Source organism: Shewanella inventionis (assembly GCF_014641855.1).
Lineage (GTDB): Bacteria > Pseudomonadota > Gammaproteobacteria > Enterobacterales > Shewanellaceae > Shewanella > Shewanella inventionis.
In genome coordinates this window covers 58,772-82,712 of the sequence record NZ_BMII01000008.1, presented here as the reverse complement: position 1 = coordinate 82,712, position 23,941 = coordinate 58,772, and the positions used below count along the sequence as shown (strand labels likewise).

General features: G+C 39.0%; 23 protein-coding genes and 1 pseudogene. 14 read left to right on the top strand and 10 right to left on the bottom strand.

The window, feature by feature from the left end; genetic code table 11:
• Window positions 1-1,339 precede the first annotated feature (1,339 nt).
• Window positions 1,340-1,624, top strand: a complete 285-nt coding sequence (locus IEW93_RS06210) for a hypothetical protein (protein ID WP_188738036.1) — start codon at window positions 1,340-1,342, stop codon at window positions 1,622-1,624.
• 304 nt (window positions 1,625-1,928) lie between these two features.
• Window positions 1,929-2,069 carry a hypothetical protein gene (locus IEW93_RS06205; RefSeq protein WP_188738034.1) on the top strand — a complete coding sequence of 47 codons (141 nt, stop codon included), beginning with the start codon at window positions 1,929-1,931 and terminating at the stop codon, window positions 2,067-2,069.
• A 394-nt stretch (window positions 2,070-2,463) separates the two neighbouring features.
• Here IEW93_RS06205 and IEW93_RS06200 read toward each other — a convergent pair whose 3' ends face one another.
• A complete protein-coding gene (locus IEW93_RS06200) occupies window positions 2,464-3,609 on the bottom strand; it encodes an ISL3 family transposase (RefSeq protein ID WP_188738032.1) in 1,146 nt (381 codons plus the stop codon).
• Window positions 3,610-3,612: 3 nt separating this feature from the next.
• Complete coding sequence (locus IEW93_RS06195) at window positions 3,613-3,927, bottom strand: hypothetical protein (RefSeq protein WP_188738030.1); 315 nt, start codon at window positions 3,925-3,927, stop codon at window positions 3,613-3,615.
• Window positions 3,928-4,028: 101 nt separating this feature from the next.
• On the opposite strand from IEW93_RS06195, the gene IEW93_RS06190 reads away from it, so the two are divergent.
• The 6 genes from IEW93_RS06190 (at window position 4,029) to IEW93_RS06165 (ending at window position 9,098) form a co-directional block, all read left to right on the top strand.
• Window positions 4,029-4,352: a hypothetical protein gene (locus tag IEW93_RS06190; RefSeq protein ID WP_188738028.1), complete on the top strand. Its 324-nt coding sequence runs from the start codon at window positions 4,029-4,031 to the stop codon at window positions 4,350-4,352.
• A gap of 316 nt (window positions 4,353-4,668) precedes the next feature.
• Window positions 4,669-5,886, top strand: a complete 1,218-nt coding sequence (locus tag IEW93_RS06185) for a hypothetical protein (protein WP_188738026.1) — start codon at window positions 4,669-4,671, stop codon at window positions 5,884-5,886.
• Between the two features lie 118 nt (window positions 5,887-6,004).
• Window positions 6,005-6,640 carry a DUF2913 family protein gene (locus IEW93_RS06180; RefSeq protein WP_188738024.1) on the top strand — a complete coding sequence of 212 codons (636 nt, stop codon included), beginning with the start codon at window positions 6,005-6,007 and terminating at the stop codon, window positions 6,638-6,640.
• Between the two features lie 218 nt (window positions 6,641-6,858).
• Window positions 6,859-7,131: a hypothetical protein gene (locus IEW93_RS06175; RefSeq protein ID WP_188738023.1), complete on the top strand. Its 273-nt coding sequence runs from the start codon at window positions 6,859-6,861 to the stop codon at window positions 7,129-7,131.
• A gap of 22 nt (window positions 7,132-7,153) precedes the next feature.
• Window positions 7,154-7,897, top strand: a complete 744-nt coding sequence (locus IEW93_RS06170; protein WP_188738021.1) for a hypothetical protein — start codon at window positions 7,154-7,156, stop codon at window positions 7,895-7,897.
• A 241-nt stretch (window positions 7,898-8,138) separates the two neighbouring features.
• The gene (locus IEW93_RS06165; protein WP_188738019.1) at window positions 8,139-9,098 is read left to right on the top strand and encodes a hypothetical protein; all 960 of its coding nucleotides are present in this window, start codon (window positions 8,139-8,141) and stop codon (window positions 9,096-9,098) included.
• 301 nt (window positions 9,099-9,399) lie between these two features.
• Here the strand turns inward: IEW93_RS06165 and IEW93_RS06160 are convergent, their stop codons facing one another.
• Window positions 9,400-9,726: a helix-turn-helix domain-containing protein gene (locus IEW93_RS06160; RefSeq protein ID WP_188738017.1), complete on the bottom strand. Its 327-nt coding sequence runs from the start codon at window positions 9,724-9,726 to the stop codon at window positions 9,400-9,402.
• Between the two features lie 181 nt (window positions 9,727-9,907).
• The gene (locus IEW93_RS06155) at window positions 9,908-10,288 is read right to left on the bottom strand and encodes a GNAT family N-acetyltransferase (protein WP_188738015.1); all 381 of its coding nucleotides are present in this window, start codon (window positions 10,286-10,288) and stop codon (window positions 9,908-9,910) included.
• Window positions 10,289-10,724: 436 nt separating this feature from the next.
• Between IEW93_RS06155 and IEW93_RS06150 the strand changes: the two genes are divergently transcribed.
• Window positions 10,725-11,561: a YfbR-like 5'-deoxynucleotidase gene (locus IEW93_RS06150; protein ID WP_188738013.1), complete on the top strand. Its 837-nt coding sequence runs from the start codon at window positions 10,725-10,727 to the stop codon at window positions 11,559-11,561.
• Window positions 11,562-11,662: 101 nt separating this feature from the next.
• The gene (locus IEW93_RS06145) at window positions 11,663-12,664 is read left to right on the top strand and encodes a hypothetical protein (protein WP_188738011.1); all 1,002 of its coding nucleotides are present in this window, start codon (window positions 11,663-11,665) and stop codon (window positions 12,662-12,664) included.
• Between the two features lie 603 nt (window positions 12,665-13,267).
• On the opposite strand, the gene IEW93_RS06140 is transcribed toward IEW93_RS06145, so the two are convergent.
• Together IEW93_RS06140 and IEW93_RS06135 are read right to left on the bottom strand one after the other, a co-directional pair.
• The gene (locus IEW93_RS06140) at window positions 13,268-13,483 is read right to left on the bottom strand and encodes a hypothetical protein (protein ID WP_188738009.1); all 216 of its coding nucleotides are present in this window, start codon (window positions 13,481-13,483) and stop codon (window positions 13,268-13,270) included.
• A 12-nt stretch (window positions 13,484-13,495) separates the two neighbouring features.
• Window positions 13,496-13,924, bottom strand: coding sequence for a hypothetical protein (locus IEW93_RS06135; RefSeq protein ID WP_188738007.1), 429 nt, complete (start codon window positions 13,922-13,924; stop codon window positions 13,496-13,498).
• 430 nt (window positions 13,925-14,354) lie between these two features.
• Here IEW93_RS06135 and IEW93_RS06130 point away from each other — a divergent pair, with 430 nt between their 5' ends.
• From IEW93_RS06130 to IEW93_RS06120, 3 genes are all read left to right on the top strand, one after another.
• On the top strand, window positions 14,355-14,861 hold the full coding sequence (locus IEW93_RS06130) for a hypothetical protein (RefSeq protein ID WP_188738005.1): 507 nt from the start codon (window positions 14,355-14,357) through the stop codon (window positions 14,859-14,861).
• A 96-nt stretch (window positions 14,862-14,957) separates the two neighbouring features.
• Window positions 14,958-15,362 (top strand): hypothetical protein, encoded by a 405-nt coding sequence (locus tag IEW93_RS06125; RefSeq protein WP_188738003.1) that lies wholly within the window; start codon window positions 14,958-14,960, stop codon window positions 15,360-15,362.
• 118 nt (window positions 15,363-15,480) lie between these two features.
• Entirely contained in the window at window positions 15,481-15,804 is a 324-nt protein-coding gene (locus IEW93_RS06120; protein WP_229706631.1) for a hypothetical protein, read from the top strand.
• Between the two features lie 156 nt (window positions 15,805-15,960).
• Here the strand turns inward: IEW93_RS06120 and IEW93_RS06115 are convergent, their stop codons facing one another.
• From IEW93_RS06115 to IEW93_RS06100, 4 genes and pseudogenes are all read right to left on the bottom strand, one after another.
• On the bottom strand, window positions 15,961-16,233 hold the full coding sequence (locus IEW93_RS06115) for a hypothetical protein (protein WP_188737999.1): 273 nt from the start codon (window positions 16,231-16,233) through the stop codon (window positions 15,961-15,963).
• A gap of 87 nt (window positions 16,234-16,320) precedes the next feature.
• Window positions 16,321-17,115, bottom strand: a complete 795-nt coding sequence (locus IEW93_RS06110) for a DUF8359 domain-containing protein (RefSeq protein WP_188737997.1) — start codon at window positions 17,113-17,115, stop codon at window positions 16,321-16,323.
• Between the two features lie 236 nt (window positions 17,116-17,351).
• On the bottom strand, window positions 17,352-18,605 hold the full coding sequence (locus tag IEW93_RS06105) for a Y-family DNA polymerase (protein ID WP_188737994.1): 1,254 nt from the start codon (window positions 18,603-18,605) through the stop codon (window positions 17,352-17,354).
• A pseudogene (locus tag IEW93_RS06100) lies at window positions 18,606-19,015 on the bottom strand (LexA family protein).
• Window positions 19,016-19,530: 515 nt separating this feature from the next.
• Between IEW93_RS06100 and IEW93_RS06095 the strand changes: the two are divergent.
• Entirely contained in the window at window positions 19,531-23,832 is a 4,302-nt protein-coding gene (locus IEW93_RS06095; RefSeq protein WP_188737992.1) for an EAL domain-containing protein, read from the top strand.
• Window positions 23,833-23,941: the final 109 nt, after the last annotated feature.

Here is a 23,941-nt window from a genome sequence, read left to right as displayed (position 1 = left end):
GTTTGACTCAGCAATACGCATTTAATCATTAAAACCGGGTTTTATCGTAATAATAGCTAAGCTAGGAATAGATTGATGTATCGGCTGGAAGCGAGAATGGCAAAAAGTAATGGCCAAGATAATGAAACTTAATGGTTTAATTTTTTTTGTGGCAAAGCAGGTTGGTATAATATAAACAATTTAGCTGTCGTCAAATCAATCGGATTTTATCGTTGAATTTTTGCACTAAAAATCAACAACTTAAATATAAACTCTTGGCCAGCAAAATTGACACTATAAGGCAATACCAAAAAGGATGCTACAAACCTCTGAATTAAAAGCAATTTAAAAATGGAAAGGCAAAACCACATGATTTGGCGTGCAGGTTTGTTTAACTGACTTTAAAATATGCTGTTTTGCCAATGTAAAATTCACTCTAAGATACTGATTAAAAATAAGTAAATTTTACTCTGGCACTTCGCATTGCCAAAGTTCATGCCCTAAATTATTTCTTACTCGGAAATAAAAACCGCTAATAACGCCAAACTGAATTGAAAGCGTGAAAAATTCAATAGTATTAACTACATAGTGCATCTTTACTTATAAACTTATGGTAACTGTTTAAACAGTTAAGAATACCAACTTAGGTTTGTATCTAAACAGTTACGTAAAAAGGTCGCGGTTGAGCGGTAAAAAATCAGCGCGATCGCTGTTCGAAATATTTCTGGGGTTAAATAATCAACGCATTTCTAGCCGGATTAACTAATTCTCTGGTCAAACTCAGGTGATTTCTGGGGTTAATAATAAACGCATTTCTAGCCGGGTTAACTAATTCTCTGGTCAAACTCAGGTGATTTCTGGGGGTTAATAATAAACGCATTTCTAGCCGGATTAACTAATTCTCTGGTCAAACTCAGGTGATTTCTGGGGGTTAATAATAAACGCATTTCTAGCCGGATTAACTAATTCTCTGGTCAAACTCAGGTGATTTCTGGGGGTTAATAATAAACGCATTTCTAGCCGGGTTAACTAATTCTCTGGTCAAACTCAGGTGATTTCTGGGGTTAAAGTTTAATTGGCATTTAACAAACTTTAAATTTAAACATCGAAAATCTAAGATCGGCTTAACACCAAAAAGAGTCAATTACGGTTTTAAGTTCTATCCTGGCAGTTTGATGTACAGCCCTTTCGAACTCCAATTAATATTCCCAACTATTAGCAGACCGCGTTCGACCATCCACTTCGACTTTAACACTAAAATATATCAATTAAGAGTTGCCATTTTGTAAACTTTGTTCTACTATTAATAAGCAGAACAATTGAAACATCCCCACCACAACAATTGTACGAGGATAACAAAATGAATTTCATGCAAGATGAAAATCATGTGCCGGAAGATTTTAAAGTTACTTTAAATTTTCTACTTTCCTTAGAGATAGAAGACCTTGATGAAATGGTAACGGACATATCCTACTCCAATGTGAATAATGAACTTAACGCAACAGCATGCCTTGATTGTCAAGAGTTAATATTAAGCCGAGCTGAGTCCGTCTCATGTGAAGTTAACAACCTTGGGAGGGAAGCACAGATAAAGTATTTGTTTGAAAGTGGGTTTAGAACTCAATTGCAAATATCGCAATTTTAAGAGGATCATTTATATGCCAATTTATTTGCCTTCACCAAAGCACGACCCATTAGGTGTGGATGGTAAAGGATGGAACAGGATTGCAATACATGGAATGTGCAACGACGAGTGCGCCTTACGACCAAAATCAATCACCGCTTTTTTGGATTCGTTAGACACAAGGCGTGTTAGGTATGGAATGTACGACGCTTGCATAAATCGAGGTGATTGCAACTCATGCTCATTACCTACTAGAAAAATTGATTGGCCATATCAAAATAATAAAATGCTTATCAGAGTAACAATTCAAGGTGAACCCAGATTAATGAATAAACCCGATGACTGTTTGGATTCTTCGGGAACACCAGTCAAATGGGAAGATATTTTGATTGTTAACGGATGTGACTTTGTTCGTTATAGCGATGAATACAGCGATGGCATTATGATGTTCAGAATTGGCTTGTAGCATTAATCTAAAGCAACGAGATATCAGTGATTATTTTAATGACCACCAGCCAAATAATTATATTAAAGTCACTTTAATAGGTTCTGCATATTGACCACGCTGTGCTGTACGTATGTTCCGTTTATATAACTCTGATTAAGTGAGGAATAAACAAAACCAACCTTACATAAAATTTGTGATGACATCGATCCCCATATTTTATCTAAATGATAATCTACATATAGCGAATATCAATAGGACTCAATTAATGAAAACGCTAAACAAAAAATGGGTATTCGAAATGGTGTGAGCATCGATTAATAAACATACAGAATTGATACCCACACTTCACAAACCTTATTCGTGCGTATTTGGTTGTTTTTCAAGCAAAGTAGCTATGCCTCTAAATAGGGCTTCAGCTGTAAAGCAACTTCGCTCTAAGCACTTCAAAGCTATAACCGCGACCATCCCTAAACACCCCCTTAATTGTGTTGTTCAAGCCCTCTGTAACAGCGTTGGTGTAGGGATAGTCCCACCAATTGAAGATAGGCTCATGCCAGTTATCAACGGCTCGTATCGCGTCTTTGAAGTATTTCTTGACAGATGGCGTAGATACTGCTTTCCAGTTCCCCCAGTAGTCCTCAGCTTCCTTTCTGGTTGGCATATCCCACATGTCGAGAAATGCTTCCTTAGCGTTATACACTTCCATCAAAGTAGGGTATTCCTCTGTCCAGAAATGTAATGACGCCAGCTCGTTCAAGCCTTTGATATTGACTCTCCGCTTAAGCAGTATTTTTCGGTCATTCTTGAGCTTCTTACGCTCCTTGTCTGATAGTTCGGCTCGTATCGCCTTACGTGCTTTCTCCATTGATTCACCAGCCATCTTAGCAACATGAAAACGGTCGATAACGACAACAGCGTTGGGTAATAGCTGTTTCACGGCTCGGTGATACGGTCGCCACATATCGATACAAACTATCTCAATGTCTTTCCAGCCATCGAGCCTCATAATGGCTTTCTGAGTGGCATCCTGAGTTCTATCTTTACGCATATCGAGTAGGGTTCTGCGCTCAATATCAGTCATTACAAGGTGCATTTTCTTGCTGAAGTGAGTCTCATCAATACCAAGAACGCGAGGCGCAAGCCAGTCGTGTTTGTCCTCGATAATATCCACGTAATTGGCGAATACGTTACGTATAGTCCCTTCTGTGATGCCTATTTCAGTAGCTACATGTGTAAACGGGACTTCCCAGCACATACGCATGATGTAGTCTTCTGCTCGCTTGGTCATGCGAAAGTCACTTGATAGCCAGTTCAATTGTTCAAAGCAAGTCTTGCTACAGTCCTTGCAACGGAGTCTCTTTCTGTCGAACTGAATTTTGATTGTTTTACCGTACATACGAGTGTCATTGTAAGGTTGGCTTACCTTGCCGATGATTACTGTATTGATTGATCCGCACTCGGAACAGGTGCGGTTAGGGGATATGGATTGAGCGTGGAATATACAGTGTTCATCACACTCTTCACGCTCAATTACTCTCAGGTTTTCAAGATTTAACATTTTCTATCCGTTTGGGTTTTCGAGGTTGTAAATTCGCTCCTCTGCTTCATTTAATCTTGATTTAAGCGCCTTAATCATCTTGAGCATCCCAAGTGCTCCAATACGCTCCAGCTCTTCTTCGAGCTTTTTATTCTCACGAGCTTTGCGCTTTTCAGCGGTTTTACTCCATTCTAATTCACACTCATCACTATATGCTTTCAGTTCATTTTTATGAACTTCGAATCCTTCAGTATTTTCAATATCCCAACAAGGGTCATTTTTCCAGTCTCGTTTTAAATCTTCAATTTCTTCTCTTGTTTTAATCTCTAGAGCATTCATTCCCACCCCCATACACACTGTTTTACGAATTTAATTTACTGGTACTATAGCAGCAATAAGAACTCACGTACACACTATTCTACGAATACCCCAAAAAATTAATGACAATTGGCATTGTCGCAACGTTGACATTAGTCTGTGCTTCAACAGACCCCAACAAAGCTCAGAGCGATGACGATTTCGCTTACAACCCTGATATGAGTTTTGCAATGAACGTAGTCACTGGGAGTTTAGGTTTCCATAACAGTTCTAAGACTTCCGGCGCTTTAGATTACACGTCCAGTGGTATAATCGTCTCTGCTTTTGGCGTTGGCATGGGCGATGCGTTGCTGAGTATTCTGGGTACAAATCAGGGTAATAAGCCGCTTCATACTTATTACGGGATTGTTTATTACCCCATCACTCAGAACGGATCTTCTCAGTAATTTGAATTAGCCATAACACTAGCAACAGTTTCATTTTAGTGGCTATGGCTAAATTTTAATTGCCCTTACACCCTGTGCAGAAAGTGATGCTGCACCGCTTCTGGCAAAATCATAACAATACAGGGTTAATAGCCATCAAAAGCAGGATACCTAAAAAATAACGACACCCCAGTGTGCGATGGCCTACTTAGGATCCTTGTACCATGTTGCTGTAAAGTGAACTGGCCCTTTATTAACATTAACTATCTAGTACATTTTAAGTACATTATAACTATGCTAAAGTTAAGTCTGAACTATGGGCAAAGGTGTAGAATTTATGACCAAGTTAACCGTCGGGAAGCTATTTGAGCAAGTGGAACAGTCAACAGCGCAATACCTGGCGAAGTACCTGCAACACAATGAAAAAATAAAAGCTGCATTAATGCACACTTCAAAGTCGTACCTGTCACAAATTCCTGCGGAAGATAAAGCCTATTTCCAATTTCATTTGGATCAATTGAAAGCAGAAAATAAATTAATGTGGGCCTTTGTTCAAAGAGATACTGACTTTAAAAATCGTCCAGTAAACGTTGAAAGGAAAGGTATAGGTATTAGGTTCCAGGATTGGTTATGTTATGCAGACATAATTCAGAGTTCTGAGAGTGTATTCTTACTCCACCAGCCAGATACGACGATAGAAAAAAACTGCACAGAAAAGACATTCGAGTACCAAGTGCATAATGAGTCATGGGGCGGTACGAAACTTAAAATAATACTCGACTGCACACCGGGTTCTGATGTGAAAAACCAGTGCGTGATAGAAAGCAATGTGCCAATAAAAAGAGGTAGCATGACGTCTTTACTGGCATACAAGTTTACAATGGATTCATCTGATCTTGATGTTAACGATGTGTACCCGACGGAATTTAAAAACTTATACAAAGCTCACCGTAACGCCATTAGTGGGGATACTCCATTTTCTTTAGATGCAGTTATAAATCAAAAAGGATGCGATAAATTCGAAGCCGAAAGTGACATCATTCTAAAAACCATAATCGAACACTTCATGAGTGACGGTGAGATGGATAGTGAAGACCTACCGCAAATTCGCGAGGTATTATCAAAAAGTGGTGGTACTTCCTACAGCAACACTAACCGATTGATAGAACAGTGTTGCAAATTACCCACCAGCAACACATGCCTTTTGGACTCATCTGCTAGAATAGGTGAGCTATTTGATGGTCTTGAGTCACCACTAAATTTCATCATTAGAGATATCATCAATCAGCGTTACAGAGAGGTTGACTACAACAAGAACCCAATGGACGCTCTGCTTTATCTGAATGAAGTTCAAGAAAAGCTATCATGTTCTGTTCATATAAGTGGTTTTCTAAGAATCGAGCTCTTACGTACTAAAGTTGAAAGAGCAGAGTTAAAGCAGAGCCTTGAGTTGGCAGACGCATTGGATGAGTGTATTGGTTTATTAAGCACAGCAAACAATAGTGATTGGGAAAGCGAGGTCATCCCTACGCAGTCCCTAAACAATGCATTGTAAACAGCAAAATTAATGCATGATGCACAGTCCAGTTCAGGTGAACCAGATAAAGCGGAATTTGCGTTGCTAGATGTTCAAGGAACATGTCGATGGAACTTTCCAGCGATGGTATGCCGGTATGCGCGAAACATACTTGCTGAAGATGGCGAAATTTAGATCGAAAATCGAAAAAGGTAATGTAGTAATGACTCAATATTATGAATCTTTGAAACAGGTTTGTGAAAATTGTCTAATTAATCTGTATTTGGAAGTGGCCGATAATCCTCGTTTTACACCGCTATCAACTCGAAGCCAAATCATTAAAAAATTTATTAAACCTAAAATAAAGTTACAACAATACAAATTGATTAAGAAAGAACTTAAACGACTTTCTTTGGCCAAAGAGCATGTACTGTTAGAAACGGAACTGCAGAAACTTCTGGTGAATCTCACGGTATATAAAGGTAAAGGAGATGCAGAGGCTTTGTTATTTGATTATTTGGGTAATTTATATGATTGGACAGGTTTGATGATCCAAATCTCAACTCCGCAAACTGTTGCTGAGCCTGGGAACATTTACCTGTGTAAAGATGAAACATTTAATAAATTATCAAGCGATGGGCAATACCTAGAACCAATAAATTTATTTGTTTATTGTGAAACTGAAGATGAACTCGCTGATGTCCTTATTAAAGCGGGTGAAGATAACAGATTTACCGTCAGCGTTGCACAAAGCAATGGATCACATGCTAAACTTGAGGTTTTACCCCATTAAATGGACGTAAAGGAAGCCAACTTTGCTGTTGGCTTTTCCACCGACAACCCTTCCTCGTGTGTAATCAGCTGAATTTATATATTTCTATATAGCTTAACACTTTCAAAACCAATTAAAATTATAATCAAATGATTCATACTAAAGCCCTTGATTACCTAAATAAATCGATTTAACATGTACATAATAAGTATATCACATTTAAACTAAGGAATGGTTGAATGAGCTATGTATTTAGTTTAGTAACGCATGTTGGGCATGACTTGCTCTCGATTATCGCTATTTTTGTCGGGTGTACGACTTTCTTTCTATGTGATGCTTTTATAAAAAGCCTCAATATAGAAGTCACATTAAGCTATTCAGTTAATGAGCCCAACTCGCTAGCGCAATTGAAACAAAGAAAACAAACTATCCAAAAAAAATTAGCAATCAGTTATTTAATTGCTTTCTTAGTGTCGGTAATGGCAGGTTTGTCATTGTACTTGGCGCAATAATCATTATGAAAGGGAAATATACATGTTAATAAGACGCTTAACATTGGCCATGCTGTTTTCGCTGAGCTCTCTGTCTGCAAATGCAGAGGTGGTAAGCCCGGTAGACGTTCAACTCGTAGCCCCGAACACATCGTTTTACCAAAATTATACTGCTCAATATAGCTTTATGTACAAATTTACCGAAAACGAACTCAAAGCATTAATTATGAACTATAACGAAGTAGTAGCGAGCGCCAAAACCTTTAATCAGGCATATATAGCTTTGGCACAGAACCAGAAGGTAGGTGAAGATTGGTCAATGGCAAAGCGTTCAGTGGATGATGCGTACACCGCTTTTGTAAGGAGCGGTAATAAACTAGCGGTACAAGATGATACTAAATCGGTGAGATCCCTAAATCGGCTCTTCGCTACTCCCAAAGCTCAATATATGGACGGGATGAAGACGCTGGTGTTGGCATTAGAAGATTCAATTAGCTCATATATGACAAAAGGTATCAGAAATTCAGGAAAATTTGGAAGTCGTGTTAATTCTAAGAATTTAGTTATTACACTTGACTCATCAACTCCATTTAACGTCATCATAATAGGTGCTGAAGGATCAGGTGACGCCCCTATCATAAAGTTCGTTGACACCAGTTATCTACAAAAACAACGGACATTAAACATCAAAGACTTTGAAACTATCGCGTCTTTTTCGACACGGCTAGCAAATTATTATATTCAGTATAGTGCTGCCAAAAATTACCGAGAAAACGTAAGTAAGTAAACCCCGGCTTTTACTGCAGCACCTACATTTAAATAAAGTTACTTTAAAAAGAGATTTTTGATTGGATCGGTTAACGCGTTAACCGATCTGTAAATAAAACCCCAAACTACCTCAATCTCAACCTAATTTATATGGACGAAATACCTAACAACTTAACAGAGTGACAGTTAATAGGCTGATTTTATTGAGTAAATTTATTATTTGTGTTTTTTAACTTGTTTTTTTATAGAAGGAACATGATGTGTTTAGAGTAGTTGCAATGTTTATACTAAGCGTCTCTTTAAGTGGGTGTATATCAACACCCAAAAACGAATCACAAGATTATTTTTGTGATAGTAGAGATAAAAGAAGTGCATATGATTTATCTTCAGAGCGTACTATGTATATTACTATGAGGGATGGTGATGTTGTTATACCAGTAATGTTCGGGAATGAATATCGATTCTATACACCGACTGGGCAAGAAAGCTGTAATGGCTGGTTTATCAATGATGTAAGGAAAGCAACATCGATTGATGAAAAAACGCACTCATTTCTAATTGAGTTGCGTGATGGAAATAGCTTTGAAATAAACTCTAACCATGGCGTTTTGCCGTTGAGTGAAGTTCATGAGGCGCATTTGTATAACCAAACAAAAGACACATTTGAAACTCGTGTATTTCCACTGAACCACTTTGCTAAGTTATTTGTAGTTGAAGACCACCCTATCCCGGAAGAAATAAAAGGGCGCTTCAAGGTGTACTATGATAAATGGGTTATCGATGATCGTGACAGGAAGCGTGCATTAAAGTTAAAGGCGGAGCAACAACAAGCTGAACTCGAAGAACGCTATAGGATACACCTTGAAAAGAAACGTCAAGAAGAGTTAATTGCTAGAGAAAAAGCACTGGCCAACGAGAACCTTATACTTTCCCCTGCTGGATTAGGTGGTTTGGTTTGCAATGATGGGCCACTCCGGTATAGGACTGATGCGGCATTTAATGTAGAGCAGGTTGTGCATAACGCTCAAATTGTGGCAACAGTTGAGAATGTAAATACTGAATCGCGGCGTATTCAATATAAAATACGTTCATTTTTTGCTGACATACCCAGCAGGCATGATAAGTTACGGACAACAGGATTTTATTATCGAGGCATACTAGTAAGTCAGGGTGTAATTAACTGGGACTCAGTGCAAGGTTGGTATCCCTGCCACGATTAATATTGAAAACGATTAGCTTCAATCTTTAAGGTGATTAGCAGAAATGTTAGTCACCTTTTTTATTAGTTTGGCATCTGCATTTGTAGCGTTTCAAAAGGAAGCGTTGCAACCAATGATAGAAACGCTACCAGATGCTACGCAAAGCTTTTACAGCACAATACGAAAGCGGGTTATGGCTAGAACGAGAATTAGAGCGTAACGGCTGGGAGTTAGCACGTAAGTTTCGCTTCGCTCGGAACACCGGGTTTTCGACATATTTGATAAAAAACCGCTTAACATTGATGTAAGCGGTTTTTATTTCTTAGGTATTTATCTTTACAGTTATACCTAGTATTTCTTCGACCATATCAAGGTTGTCGTGAATCCATTGTTTATCGATTGAAGCCCAATTAAGAACCACATAGCGACCATTTTTAGGTGCGCCTTGAAACTCAACATCGATGTCCATATCAGCAAGGGAAAGTATGAGCTCTTGGACGCGTCTACGCGGAAAGCCTGTAGCACCCATAATCCTAGGTACGCTATTGACACCTTGATCAATTAAATAGGCCACCAGCAATCTACGGTAAAAACTTATTGACGCATTCCCACGTTCGCGTGCGATTGGCAGTATGATGTCATTATTCATTCAATACTCATTTTTACAATGAAATGCTATGTAAGTTAACGCCCCAAAATAACAATGGTAATCTGTGCTGTAAAAGATTGGATGTAAAGTGTTTTATTGCTTTATCACAATGAGGCAATGTAATTCATTGCCTCTAAGGTAGTTTGATTGATAGGCGGGTTTGGTGGGTCTGTAGAGTAATTTAATCAAATATGTAATGTCGCTCCTCCCCTTCCTCAATAAATTCAACTTCAGGTAAATTGTAGCCATTTAACGGGCAATGAAGGATTTTGCTTTCTTCAGAATCTTCAGAAGCATCATACGCATGTGAAAAGCCAAGTTGCTTCCAAAACTCCATAGTGCAACCAGAACCTAAGCTGGCAGATTTAAGCCTGATGTACTGCGTTTTAGGAGCCAATTCAGATATAATTTTTTGAAACATTTCTTTGCCTTTACCCTGTCCTCGCTTTGCTGGTGGGACATACATCATATGAATAAAAGCAATAGCAACACCATTTCGCGTACTTGGTTCTACATCAAAATAAGGTGTATCAGAATAAATTTCTTCGTATCCTACTTCCATAAAGCCAACCCTTAAGTGATTTAATTACACGATGATTACAGCACGTAATCTGCGTGCTGTAAACTTATATTATCAAATAAAGGTTGCGCTTTGTTCCTGATTTTATTCACAGCAAGCGCATAGCTTACTTTAACGTCTTAAGTAGATGTTCGATAGTATTAGATATACCACTCACTTCTTAATGCCTACCGCAGAGCGCCTTCAGAGCGCATTTTATTTTCTACCACTTCAAAAAATAACTCAGCCATAGTCTATTCCAAGGTTCAATAATACAGGTCTTTTGAAGATAGACTTTTAACTCAGAGCCTTGATTGAACGGTTTTTAAAATACTTAATTTGAATATTTAACGAATACAACACAACCTTTAATTGATATATTTTTAATTGTTGTTTATACTGACGTTAAGTTAAATAAATCAACTGTCGGTGGTATCAAATGAAAGCAGTAATCAATTTCGAATGGTTCATATCTGAAGAAATGCAACACATCACCAGTGAAGAAACCTTAAAGCAATTGGCTTTGCGTAACATCAAAGATGGATTTGATGATGGACTAAAACATGGTGATTTAAACGCGGTTATCAATGGTACAGAATATAAAGGTCATTGGCATATTGATGTTGAACAAGCAGAAGTTGGTGTAGGTGCATGTCCACCAGCAATTGAACACAACGAGCCGAGCCCATTTATGGCGCTAAGCCAGCGTCAAATCCATCTAAAACGTTGGCCTTTAATGCGAAGTGTGACGGGTGAAGATACAGTGCTTGGTCATTCAGCAGCAGTGGCACATATTGGCCTAATGATGGCGTTAATTGCGAATAAGAATGGCGCTAACTTCGACTTAACTGAAGTTCTGACATACGGATTACTACATGATCTACAGGAAGTTGTCTGCCAAGATGTTGCACAACCATCAAAGCAATCATCACCAGAGTTAGCAGCGGCATTTGAAGCATTTGAAAAGAAAGCATTGCAGTCAATGATAGAAACATTGCCAGCCCCACTTCAAGACTTTTACGCGACTAAACTTCTTAACCCTAGTCCAGATGTTAAAAACCTAATCAAAAACGCTGATATTTATGACGCTTTAAGAAAAAGCCAAGATGAATGCGAAGCGGGTAACAAAAAAGAATTTGGTCTAGCGTATACCCGGTTACTCGATGAAGTAGCAACGCGTACTAAAACTAACAGCTACCTGAGTGAATTTCATGAAACCTTTGGTGAGGCGTACTCATGGAGCTTCGACCAATTAGTTGCACATTCACACATTTAACTCAATCGAGGCCGCTGTTCCTTTGGTGGCCAGAATCCGTTGCTGTACTTTAAACATAATGCAGTAGCGACCAGCATTTACTCAAAAATAGAGGCTTACTCATGTCAAACACAACTAATGATACTGCTTTAATAGATACCATTGTCGGATTAACTGAAGAACACAAAGCAACGCTTAAATCGCTGGCAGGAAATTCACCGTTGAATGATGATGAGTTAGCAATAGTTAAACAGATTGCATCTGTTGCCGCAGCATCGCTTACAATCTCCCAGCAACGTGCTTTAAACGACGGGATGGAAGATGAAGGATTTATACTTTTTGACCGGGCAGATTTATTGACTGATATTTCGGATCATGAAGCGACTTTTATTGCGGCGTTCGCAATGGAGTGCAATTTTGTTGAGCGTATTAAGCCATTGGCTTACGACTTGCTGATGCTGTCTGAGGATGTAGTCTTTTACAGCGAACAAGATATCATTGAATCATGTTTTAATTGGTTAAAAAGTATTTATGCGCGTGATTGGTTAACTATGCGTTATTACTTATTTACTACAGCATGGGTGAACGGGGATACCGAAAGTTACATTCAAGATCTCTACAACACAGAAAATGCAGATAAAGGCGGCATAACCCTTAAATCAGAATTAGAGCGAGTTGCTTGGGAGTTTGCACAGCAATTTGGTGGTGAATTTGATAAAGAATGCTACGGCAGACCCTGTTTTGATAAATATGGCTTTATCTCTTATCCAGAAAACATGAAAGAAATCTCTTATGACGAGCATCGTGTGTTATTAGATGTAGCAGACCTGAACACTTACAGTTGCTATAATTTTTTTGGAAACGGCGTACCAATGTTATTTGATATCGATGCGGCAATGCTAGTAAATGACGAAGACGACGATGACGATGACGAAGACGGCGCTTCAGAAACGTTTAACGTGACGGTAACAGGCATTGTGTACGATGAAGGTAACACTTCATTACCTCAAGAAATGACGATTACCGTGACTTGCGAGCTCATGGACATCGAAGATACGATTTGTGAAGAAATAAGTAACTTGACAGGTTTTTCAGTAAGCGCCTTTGCTTTTGACATTAATTAAATAGTGTTTGTTTAGCCCGATATTAAGGTGACTTTTAATTAGTCACCTTTTTTATTGGATCAGCAATTTGTTGTATCGGTGTGCGTTTATATAATAGCTTGATATTTTTTGGCGCTGTTGGTGAATGTGCGGGTTAAGGGTTAGGACATTCTTGTCCAAAAGTTAGTTTGAAAATGTTCAAACTTAATTATCAGAAACTGATATTTGTCCTCAGATAAATTGTCAAACAATAGCGGTATTACCGTTCATGACAACCATAATTTTTATCAAACTTTATTATGGTCGTACAATCGGCAATCACAATGTGTTCGCTATACTTTATGTATTTGCTTGTGGGCATCTCACCACCGCAGAGGAACTAAGCACTTGGTAATTAAAAGAGCCACGACATCTATAAATTGCCCGGCATGTTAGTGCAGTAGCAAGGCTTGTATTGCATGCTAACAAAGGTTAGCAACTCAGAACCTTACTCCAGAAATGGGCAAACAAGCCCGGTAATCACATACCCCTATACTCTATCCACCAGCCAAATGAGAAATTACATCAACAAAAAAGGCTGTCTTCTTACAGGCAGCCTTTGTACTTAGGGTAGAGAAATAAAGCTTACACAACTTCCACACCATGATAATAAGCAATAACCTTCCCTGCAGCGGCATTAACCTGCTCTATCCAAGAAATTGCATCCTTTTTTCTGGCGTGACCACCGTGCCGTGAGATGTTTACGCCTGCATTAAAGCTTGTTTGAATAACCAAGGTAGGTGATGCGCTTATTTTAAGGTTGCTTCTCGCTTCGGTATATCTAACAAAATAACGTTTCATGAATAAATCCTCTTAATTGATATTGGTGAATAACGAGCCTGCAGGCATGTCTAATACACCCAATGAAATTAATGGGGTGCGGATCTCAAATGCATCTTCTGAATGTTTCTCGATGCAGGTTAGACGAAACTTATCTTTATATACATGGACACGTTCACATTGAGTTGGTTGCTCGTGATCACCTGCTAAAGAAGTTAGCTCTGCCAAATCGTTCAGCAATACCTCTACTTCGACATCTGCCGGTAAATCCTGGAACAAGTCATAACACCAAACCGCATGACCTACCTCTACCACCACTCGCTCTGCGTCATGCTCATGCAGTAGTTTGCTTAGTTTTTTTATTTTACAAATTGCAGCAGAGTCAAAGTTAACAAGCACGCTGTCTGGTGAGTCACAAACGCTGTCATTGATGTTGGTTGCGGAACAAAAAATAGTAACCATAATTCGCCTCGTTGTTATTTTGGCGAGTCGCGATCGCCAATAGATTAACTATGGAAAGAATAGAACAAAAACAAACCAAGCGCAACCTTTAATTGATATATTTATTTGAGATAAATTCCCATTGCACTATTTTTATATGGTCTAATATTTGTGCCATCCACCAGCATTAGAATTAAAGTTACTTTAAGTTAGTTGATTGGGTGCTGGTGGCTTTGTTGAGTGATAGAAATGCCTGTCTTTTCCTGCAATCGCACGCAGGTTTTTAGTAAGCGCCTGGGCTTTTAGTGACCCAAGTTGATTTTTATCGATGTGACCTTTGTTTAATTGAATTGATTGTATTGACAAACAAACAAATTGAGAATATAGTGGAAATTATGAGCTAGTGGATAGCTCACCGCCCTAGCGGAACTAGGCTATCGGAGAAATCTTTATGTATTACGTAATCCAGTCAGAATATGCGGGAGCCAACACCCACGATTCAGCAGGACACATCCTCGGTGACACAACAGAAATGACTATCACTACCACCATCGGCTTAAAAAACATGAGCAAAGAGCCATGCACTGAGGGTTGGCTAGGCACAACAAATGATTGGAGTAGCACAGCGCGTGGCGAGTTCAATTCGCTTGAGGAAGCCTTGGGGTACGTGCATAGCGAAGGTTATACAGAAGAAAAAGAAGACAGTGAGTGTGACGAAATCAGTGTATGGGTTACACCAGAAAGCAAAATGGAAAAATGGAATGCGGGTGACTGGGTGCTTAACGCTATGGGTGAAGAATCCGCATGCAAGGAATACAACATCACAGCCGATTCAACAGATGCACATCTAGAAGCTATGGCAGACAAAGTTGAAAAGGAAGCGAAAGAAGATTTCAACACCCTCGTTTTTGGCACTTATGATTTATTCTGCCAGTTACGTGACGATTTAGAAGAGTAATCCTACATATTAATCAGTGTAATGCGACGGTTTAACCATTAAGCCGTCGCTTAATATCTTGATTTAGAGCCAATTACTACATCATCAGGACATGGAATGAACGAAAATAAATTTAAAACATACCTAACCGCCGCTAAATCGTTAAATAACGAATACAGCCGTGGATATCAACGTGGATTGCGCCGGCATTTCCACGGTGAAGGGTTCGGATCTGATGAGGAGCATGAGCAATACATGAAGCTCGGTTTGCATGGCGACTATCGTGTAGACATTGGGAACGGTTATCGTGATGGATTTACGGGGAAACCGCCATTAGGATTTCATGCGAACTTGGGCAACAGCAATGCACAACATGAATTACCTGCTGATTCACAGTTGCAATGCCGCCTCAACAGTCAATTAAAGTCGCGTTTTGTTAAGCAAGCTCAAAAAGAAGGCATGAAATTAACCCCTTGGATCTTGAAAACGCTTCAAAACGCATGTCACGATGAAGAAATCTAACGTGAACATAACACCAGGAATACAGTAAATGTCATTAATAACTATCGCAAATGATCAGCAAGTAATAATAAGTACGAACTATTGGGAATTGGAGAATGCAAGAAAAGGCTTTTTTTACGTGAGTTGGAATGCTGGTGCTGCAAGATTGTTAGTGCCTGAATCTCAAAAACACTCGATACAGGAAATGATGTCAGCTGAATATGTCATCATCACACGCGGTAAGTATCAAGGCCGTGATGCACTTGAGATCTTATTCGAAGATAACACTGACTCGCCCTACTCAATCACTGTCTCGGCAGAACAGACCGATAGGTTATTACCGGATGATGAGGCCGGAGTTAGTTGTGTTCTATCAGTTTGGATGAAATCAGGACACGCTTTAACATTACCTGCAAAATATCGAGTAAAAGACACACTTCCTTGTCTTGCACCTTGGTCATAGGTGTTAGTAGATGTGTGTAAGTCCACCAGCATCAATACAGTCGGCGTTAACGCCATACGATCGCTTGTATTGTGCCTTGGTCATTGGTACTGCGTTATCAGTAGCTGGTGGAGAAACTGCAAAGGAATGAGACTTCGCAGTTGTAATGGGTTATGATTATCCAAGATGGCATTCTTCAACATAACCAATGCTTAAGCATTGAACAATATAAATATTTGCTATTTTTCCTTCTGTCCACTTGTTTAATAAAATTTGCCACCGGCCAACATATTGTCCTGCACAATTTACCTTTTGCTTCTTGGTTTTTGCCAAACGCAGTGCGTTTTGGTAAAGACCTTCGTTTTCTTTGGATGCATTTACCATCAGTTGGTCATAGAGAGAATTGAACAGGCTTTCAGATATATCGTTGCAGGTTGCTAGAGTATTCATAATGAGTCTCCCATGTGTTTTTTCTTAGATGTTTTTATTTGAAAAAGCCACAACATAGCGATTGTGGCAGGAAAATGGACATATCCTTCAAGCGACATGATCATATTTGGGGTTACACCTTAAGGCTTCTGGGATAAAAACTTCAATTCTATGGCCATCGTTAGGTTCGGGAATTTTGTTTTTATCTGGGTCACGTTTAAGCAAACTCTCTTGAGCTTTATAGAAATCATCGGCACGAAAGTAACAGTCACTTGAAAGGTTTGGGTTATAACCAAAAGTTACAAACATTGCCACGCTATAGTTATGCCCGGCACCAAAAGAACAAACTTCATAACGCGGTTCGTTACATTCAGAAAACAAAGTACCATCAATTATTAAGATCCCATTTGCTATTTTATTAACCAATGCAACAACAACATCGCGGTTATCTTCAACCCATTCACGATAGTTAACTTCTGATTTATCATGAACGTCATCATCAGAAATCCATTTATCAAACCCGCAATCATTAATGTTATGTTTAACGCCAAGAGGTGCATTAGACCACTTTAAATTCATCCAGCAATTTTTAAATGGGGCAGCAGCACCAGGGCGTGAATATCGGTAAGTGCTTCCATCGTTTTGAGTATTTTTAATTAACTCATCAACTCCGACTTTTCGTTTAGGCTCTTTTGCAACGGATTCAAGGTAATAATCCCACAAACGTTCACCATCCCAACGTAAATCAATATCACCCACCTTAAATGCAATCGGTAGTTTATCGAGGGTTGTTGTTTTTATTTGCACCTGAACTTTATCTTTTATTGCAATTAAACTTGGTTTTCGACAGCGAGGTTTAATGATTACGGCCTCGTATACAAATGGTACGGTTAAGTTGATCATGCTGGTAAACTCCATGGTTAGGATATACCTATGATTATACATTTTAACAATAATAGCGCAACCCTTAATTGATATGTAAATACTCTTTATTTATTTGAAACTTGACATAATTTTTCGTCTGAAACACTTAACTTTTGGATGATATGGAAAAGATGTACCTTGTGTTTAATGCTGGTGGATTTGATACACGCTAAAGCCACCAGCACAAAGGATAATAAAGTAACTTTAATATCAATTCAGCACTTGATAATGGGTAGGGATGTCCAGCTGGTGGTATATTGAGGTGTTAGAAAATCTCGACGCATTGCCCATTGATGTTCAATTCCTTGGGCAGCGACGAAAACAGTATCGCGTCCATAACGATGATTAAGCTTATCTAGCACTGTCATCATGCCCGGATTCGCTTTAGGTACATTGAATAAGTCTATTTGACTATTTTTCTCACTAACTAAATCAACAAGCCCAACACCAACCCGGTAATACCTCACTCCCTCACGAAACAACCTCTGCTCAACCTCAGTCATTGCTTTAGTGAGCTCGACAGTACAATTCGTTGGGCACGGAAAATGAACTATGGCCTTGTAACTTACAGGCCGCTCATCGTGAGGAGAATTACCTGCAAACAGGATCATTGTTTTGCAGTTTGAACCTTGCTTACGAGCTTTAGCCGCTGCAATGCCTATGTGTTTACACAAAGCTTGTGAAAGTGACGGTAAATCAGTGATGCGCTCGCCAACACTTCTTGTTGAAAATATCTGTTTTTTATCTGCCCGGACTTCATCCCACACTTTGCAAGCCTGGCCATTGAGCTCACGAACGGTTCTCTCTAACTCGATGCTAAAATTCTTTCTAGCCATCATGGGCGACATAGATGCTAAGTCAAATGCCGAATGGATATTCATCAGTTCAAGTTTTTTACTTATTCGTCTACCCACGCCCCAAACGTCACCAACACTTAACTGTTTTAAGATTGCTTGGCGCTCTTGTTCGTTGCTTATAAAGCAGACACCTTTATAGCCTTCTATCTTTTTAGCGGCATGATTAGCTATTTTGGCTAACGTTAGCGTTTCTGCGATACCTACGCAAACAGGTAAACGAGCCTCTTTCCATACGGCACGACGGATTAGCTGGCCTTGGGTTTTCAGGCACTTTATTGCTGGGTAACAACTTTTGAACGATAGAAAACTTTCATCAATAGAATAAACATATTGTTCTGGGGCAAAACGACCAATGATATTCATCATCTTGCTTGATAGATCAGCGTATAGCTCATAGTTAGATGAGCAAACTATAACGCCACGCTTAGCGCATATTTCTTTGACCTGAAAAAAAGGTTCAAACTTTTTGATCCCAGCTTCTTTGGCTTGTCGATTGGCCGCTACGATACAACCATCGTTACTCAGAACAATGATGGCTTTGCCGCGCCAATCTGGCCTGAATACCTGCTCAGCACTACAATAAAAGCTGTTAGCATCAACCAGGGCAAACATTTATTTGACTACCAATAATGGGCTTCTTCGATGACAACGAATGGAACGAGTTACGACCCCTTCAATACTGAAGTCATCATGATCATGAATAGTAACTGGTTGAAACTTCTGATTTGACGAAAGCAGAAGGCGTCGGTGCATGTCCAAAATTTTGCAGACAAACTCACCATTGAAATTTGCAACAATGACATCACCGTGGCGTGCAGTTTCATAGCGATCTACGACAATCATATCACCATCAAAAATGCCGACATCCTGCATCGATTCGCCTTGTGCTATGCCAATAAAAGTTGAGCTTGGGTGCTCAATCAATAATTCATCCAAACTCATCGCTAACTGAGAATATTCTGAAGCAGTGGCGATTCAAAGCCAGTGATCCCCGCTTGAGCTGGTATTGGTATTACATGCATATCTATAGCCACTGTATGTACATACAGTTATTTTAGCAGTCAAGTAGGTTGAAGAACACCTCTATTTAAACGTATCAAGAAAGAATGTTGCGCGAAAAAACAGTGATGGTGAGCTTTGGGTGGGCTTATGGAACAGGCTATTTATGAGTGATAGCACGCTTGAACACTGGAGAGCCATTTTTCTGTAACTCATTTTCTCGAACACACCAAGCGTAATTAATGGCGTTCAATTCAGATTTATTGTTCTTGTTTCTCAATTCTAAAAGTTCACACTGCCTATCAAGCGTATCAAGGCATTTACTGTGTCGGAATTTATACAAATACTTCAGTTCTTGTTCTGACATGCCTTTTATATTTAGGTAATCCAACGAACATTCCTCTTGTATATGGGTATCAACTCTATGGGGCGTCCTTGTTAATTTTTCACCAAAATTAACTTATGATGTAGCTATTAAGGTTATTATTGATTAAACTAAAGTTTTATTTTTAGCTTATTAAAGCTTCTTGGGTGCAACATGTTGCTATTATCGCGTCTTTTAAAAGCGTTTTCAATTGCTGGGATCTTTTTGATTTCTGCTTTTTCCTACGGGAGTATAGAACCTGATATCAATAGCATAAATGTGACTCTTAATCACAAATCCTTTGATGTTCCTACTGGACTCACACAAAACACAGTAACCAGCTTCACCCGTGATGATGAAGGTTTTTTATGGGTAGGAACAGCAAATGGCTTAAATCGTTATGATGGCAATGGATTTACCCAATTTTATGCGCGTGATAATAATGGCCTGCCAAGTTCATTTATACGCAATCTGCTGTTTGATAATGAGGGTCATTTGTTAGTTGGGACGGATGCTGGCGTAGCAATTTATAATCCTCACACAGAAACATTCAAACCCTACCTATTTGATCAAAAAATCAGTGCTGAACCGACATGGGCGATGCACAATGCAAATGGATTAAATTACATTGGCCTGAAAAATGAGCTTTACATTATTGAGGCAAAAACCAGCAAATTAATCGAAGTAATAATTGATGAATCGCTCAACGATATAAAAAAGGTTCTAGTGAATGATGTAGGTATCTATGCAAGAAATTATAACGGGGATTTGTTCCTTTATAGCCAGGGCGAGTTAGCTCTGATTGATAAAGGCGTTGATAATTTTTCTCTATCAAGCATCGGCCTTCTCACCTTGAAAAGTGGACGTCTCTACCACAAAGGGAACGTGGTATCTGAGGTAGGTTTAACGAATCTTACAGAGGTGGGTGAGGATAAACTAATCGGCATAGGTAAAACTGGCCTCTATCAAATAGAAGTATTCAGTAATGATCGAATCAAGATAACAAAAATAGGTGAGCCAAAATTTGATTTAACAGAGACGACTTCAAGTGTAATTTATTATGAAAACCACAACTTTTACTTTTCAGATTACCTTGGCGGTTATGAGTTAATAACTAAGCGTCAAAACGTAATAAAAACCCTCAATACAGGCATAAAGCAAATTTGGTCGCTAAGCCAAAATACAGAGAATGTATTTGTGGCAACCAATAAGTCAATTACGGTTTATGACAATAACTTCAGAAATCCATCATTATTAAGCACGGATAAGGGCTTTAAAGTCATACTGGCCACAAATAATCATCTCTTCATTGGTGATGACAAGGGGTTGGTTAAGCAAGAACTTGGAACCGAAAATAGAGTTCAACTTTACGACAAAAGTGTGTTGAGCTTAACTGAAAACGCGCAAGGCCAAATAATAGCAGGCACAAGGGATGGAAAAGTATTTGCCATTAATCCTGACGATACCATGGGGTTATCTATTGAAACCGGTGATGGCCACCCTGTTTTCGCTGTGCAAGAAGTGCTTGGAAGGATTTACATTGCATCCCAGAAAGGGTTGTTTGCGTATGATAAAGCCAAGCAGGAATTAGATGTGGTTTATGGAAATGAATTTGTCACCAGCCTACTTTTACACGGTGATATTATTTACTTCGGCACTCAGTCTGCGGTTTTTAAGCATCAGTTGAGTTCACGCATAACATCAAAAGTAATGGATGTTGGCAAAGTAATAAATTCGATAGCGGTACTTTATAACGAGTTGATAGTCACGTCTGGAACAGAAATTAACGCTCTGAGTCTAAACGATAACAAACTCATCAAATACACGAATGATAATGGTGTTTTACAAGATTACAGCCCACATTCAACATTATTATGGGGGCGAGGGTTGTTGTTGGGTGGTGAATATGGTTTGTCATATTACAGCAAGCCCAGGCTCGATTATGAGAACAACAATGGTAAAACTAAGGTCATTTCAATAAAAGACTTGTATGTTTTTAATCAAAAAGTCCCCCTTTCATCGCCAATAATAACCAAACCTATTCGGTTTGAAGAAGGTATAAGCCTTAGTTATTCCGACTACCCTTTCACTTTCGAATACGGTGTTATAGGGGATAGCTCGGAATGGTACGATTTCTACTACCGACTCGAAGGTATTGACGATATCTGGTTACCAAACAAGAATAGTGTTACGGCTACGTATACAAGCGTGCCATACGGTGACTATACGTTTAAGGTACTAGCCATTAATAAAAAGACCGGTGTTAAAATTCGTAGCGCTGAATTAAAAGTGCATATTTCCCCTCCCCTTTGGTTATCGCACGAAGCAAAATTTCTTTATGGATTTTTCACGTTTATTGCCATCTTTTTGTTATCAAGACAGCTCAAAAGAAACCGTGAAGCCCAGGAAAAAATAAAGTTAAGTGAAGAGCGCCTAACATTATCACTGTGGGGAAGTGGTGATGAATTATGGGACTGGGACATAGAAAACAGGCAAATATATCGCTCAAACATTTGGGAAAGTATTGAGTTTCCGCGAGATGGAGTAAGGGCCAGTATTGATGATCATTCCGGGGTATCGAATATTCACCCTCATGACATAAAAAGAGTAAGTAAAGTGCTGAATGCTTGCTTACGGGGCGAGTCAACACATTTTGAATCAATATACCGAGTTATGAACAAAGATGGCCAATGGATATGGATACACGATAGAGCCAAAGTTGTTGAACGTAATTTGCAAGAGCAACCGGTGCGAATGACTGGCACATTTAAAGATATTAGCGCGTTTAAGCTAAACGAAGACCAATTAAGATTGTTTGTCAGGGCAGTAGACAACATTTCTGAAGGTGTCTTTATTCTTGATCACCATTTTAAGTTTGTTGAAGTAAATGATGCATGCTGCAAGATAGCCCTAAAAAACAAACAGGACTTTATCGGAACCGAACTTAACTTTAGTCGATATCCAAGCTCATACTCCAATAAGGTTAAGCAAGCGTTGCTGGCTAATGGCCAGTGGATAGGTGAAGTTGGTGCAATTAAAGGTGATCAAACAACTTTTGACATTGAGGTAACGATAGATGCTATCTATGATGAGTCTAATCAAATAAGCCATTTCGTTGGTGTTTTTTCAGATATTACAATACGAAAACAACATGAGGAAGAGCTAAGGCGCTTAACTAACAATGACTATTTAACCGGGCTTCTTAATCGGTCAAGCTTGCAGGTGTCGCTAAACAACCTGGTGTTTAAGCAGATTGAGCATACATTAATGGTCCTTGATTTAGATAACTTTAAACGAATCAATGACTCGCTTGGCCATAACTCCGGTGATCTTTTGCTAGTAGAAGTAGCAAAACGATTCAAGGAGGTATTATCGACTAAGGGTAGTTTATATAGACTGGGTGGTGATGAATTTGCTGTGCTAATTGACCGAGATGTTGATGTCGCGAAAAGCGCTCTTGTTGCATCTTCATTGATAAACGCACTCGAAATACCATTTGTGATTGACAGCGAATCTATCGTGTTGACTGTTAGTGTCGGCATCGTGCTTTTCCCAGAAGATGAATGCTTTGAGGAAGGGCTTTTGAAAAAAGCGGATATTGCGATGTACCATGCAAAAACAGATGGGGGTGGTAAATACCAATTTTATTCAGAATCGATCAATAAAAATGCGGCAGCTCAGCTTAACATCGAAAATTTACTGCGCGATTCAATAAAAAACGACTATTTTGAGGTGTATTACCAACCAAAAATAAATGTGATGAACAACAATATTGATGGTATGGAAGCCTTAGTAAGACTGAATCACCCAGAAAAGGGTATTATTTTACCAAGCTCATTTATACCACTGGCTGAAGAAAGTGGATTAATAGTAGATATCGGTGAATTAGTGTTACGTAAAGCCTGTTTTGATACCCAGCATTGGATAGAAAAAGGTATTTTTGCAGGCCGCGTTGCAGTGAACATCTCGTCTCGGCAATTTGCACAGCCAGATCTACAGCAACGGATAGCATCAGTGTTGCGCTTAACACAATTGTCTGCCAAAAATTTAGAGTTAGAAATCACTGAAGGGACGGTGATTAAAGACCCAAACCATGCGATTAATGTTATGAAGCAAATAGCAGCAACCGGTGTAAGTCTTGCTTTAGATGACTTTGGTACAGGGTACTCATCTCTAGCTTATTTGAAGCTATTCCCAATCCAAACGCTCAAGATAGATAAGTCATTTATTGATGATATAGATCAGTCTACAAGAGACTTAAAAATGGTTGATTCAATCGTGACAATAGCCCACAACCTTGGGCTAAAGGTAGTTGCTGAAGGCGTTGAAAATGTAAATCAGTACAATATGATAAAGGCATTAGGGTGTGAACTAATTCAAGGTCACCTATACAGCAAACCATTGACCGATAAGGAATTCGAAAATCTCCTGTTAAGCTCATCCAAAATGAATACATTCGATGTCAATCAAAGGTGATTTTGTTTAGGCATATACGATAATGAGTGCATGAATTCGAAACTTTCACATTCGCCACTTGGGTATTAAAAAGGTCGGTATTGATAACATTGCGCAACCCTTAGTTGAT

Bases quoted from the DNA above. Each gene is read 5' to 3' on its own strand.
- IEW93_RS06210 (WP_188738036.1), top strand. From the start codon at position 1,340: ATGAATTTCATGCAAGATGAAAATCATGTGCCGGAAGATTTTAAAGTT.
- IEW93_RS06205 (WP_188738034.1), top strand. From the start codon at position 1,929: ATGAATAAACCCGATGACTGTTTGGATTCTTCGGGAACACCAGTCAAA.
- IEW93_RS06200 (WP_188738032.1), bottom strand. From the start codon at position 3,609: ATGTTAAATCTTGAAAACCTGAGAGTAATTGAGCGTGAAGAGTGTGAT.
- IEW93_RS06195 (WP_188738030.1), bottom strand. From the start codon at position 3,927: ATGAATGCTCTAGAGATTAAAACAAGAGAAGAAATTGAAGATTTAAAA.
- IEW93_RS06190 (WP_188738028.1), top strand. From the start codon at position 4,029: ATGACAATTGGCATTGTCGCAACGTTGACATTAGTCTGTGCTTCAACA.
- IEW93_RS06185 (WP_188738026.1), top strand. From the start codon at position 4,669: ATGACCAAGTTAACCGTCGGGAAGCTATTTGAGCAAGTGGAACAGTCA.
- IEW93_RS06180 (WP_188738024.1), top strand. From the start codon at position 6,005: ATGCGCGAAACATACTTGCTGAAGATGGCGAAATTTAGATCGAAAATC.
- IEW93_RS06175 (WP_188738023.1), top strand. From the start codon at position 6,859: ATGAGCTATGTATTTAGTTTAGTAACGCATGTTGGGCATGACTTGCTC.
- IEW93_RS06170 (WP_188738021.1), top strand. From the start codon at position 7,154: ATGTTAATAAGACGCTTAACATTGGCCATGCTGTTTTCGCTGAGCTCT.
- IEW93_RS06160 (WP_188738017.1), bottom strand. From the start codon at position 9,726: ATGAATAATGACATCATACTGCCAATCGCACGCGAACGTGGGAATGCG.
- IEW93_RS06155 (WP_188738015.1), bottom strand. From the start codon at position 10,288: ATGGAAGTAGGATACGAAGAAATTTATTCTGATACACCTTATTTTGAT.
- IEW93_RS06150 (WP_188738013.1), top strand. From the start codon at position 10,725: ATGAAAGCAGTAATCAATTTCGAATGGTTCATATCTGAAGAAATGCAA.
- IEW93_RS06145 (WP_188738011.1), top strand. From the start codon at position 11,663: ATGTCAAACACAACTAATGATACTGCTTTAATAGATACCATTGTCGGA.
- IEW93_RS06140 (WP_188738009.1), bottom strand. From the start codon at position 13,483: ATGAAACGTTATTTTGTTAGATATACCGAAGCGAGAAGCAACCTTAAA.
- IEW93_RS06135 (WP_188738007.1), bottom strand. From the start codon at position 13,924: ATGGTTACTATTTTTTGTTCCGCAACCAACATCAATGACAGCGTTTGT.
- IEW93_RS06130 (WP_188738005.1), top strand. From the start codon at position 14,355: ATGTATTACGTAATCCAGTCAGAATATGCGGGAGCCAACACCCACGAT.
- IEW93_RS06125 (WP_188738003.1), top strand. From the start codon at position 14,958: ATGAACGAAAATAAATTTAAAACATACCTAACCGCCGCTAAATCGTTA.
- IEW93_RS06115 (WP_188737999.1), bottom strand. From the start codon at position 16,233: ATGAATACTCTAGCAACCTGCAACGATATATCTGAAAGCCTGTTCAAT.
- IEW93_RS06110 (WP_188737997.1), bottom strand. From the start codon at position 17,115: ATGATCAACTTAACCGTACCATTTGTATACGAGGCCGTAATCATTAAA.
- IEW93_RS06105 (WP_188737994.1), bottom strand. From the start codon at position 18,605: ATGTTTGCCCTGGTTGATGCTAACAGCTTTTATTGTAGTGCTGAGCAG.
- IEW93_RS06095 (WP_188737992.1), top strand. From the start codon at position 19,531: ATGTTGCTATTATCGCGTCTTTTAAAAGCGTTTTCAATTGCTGGGATC.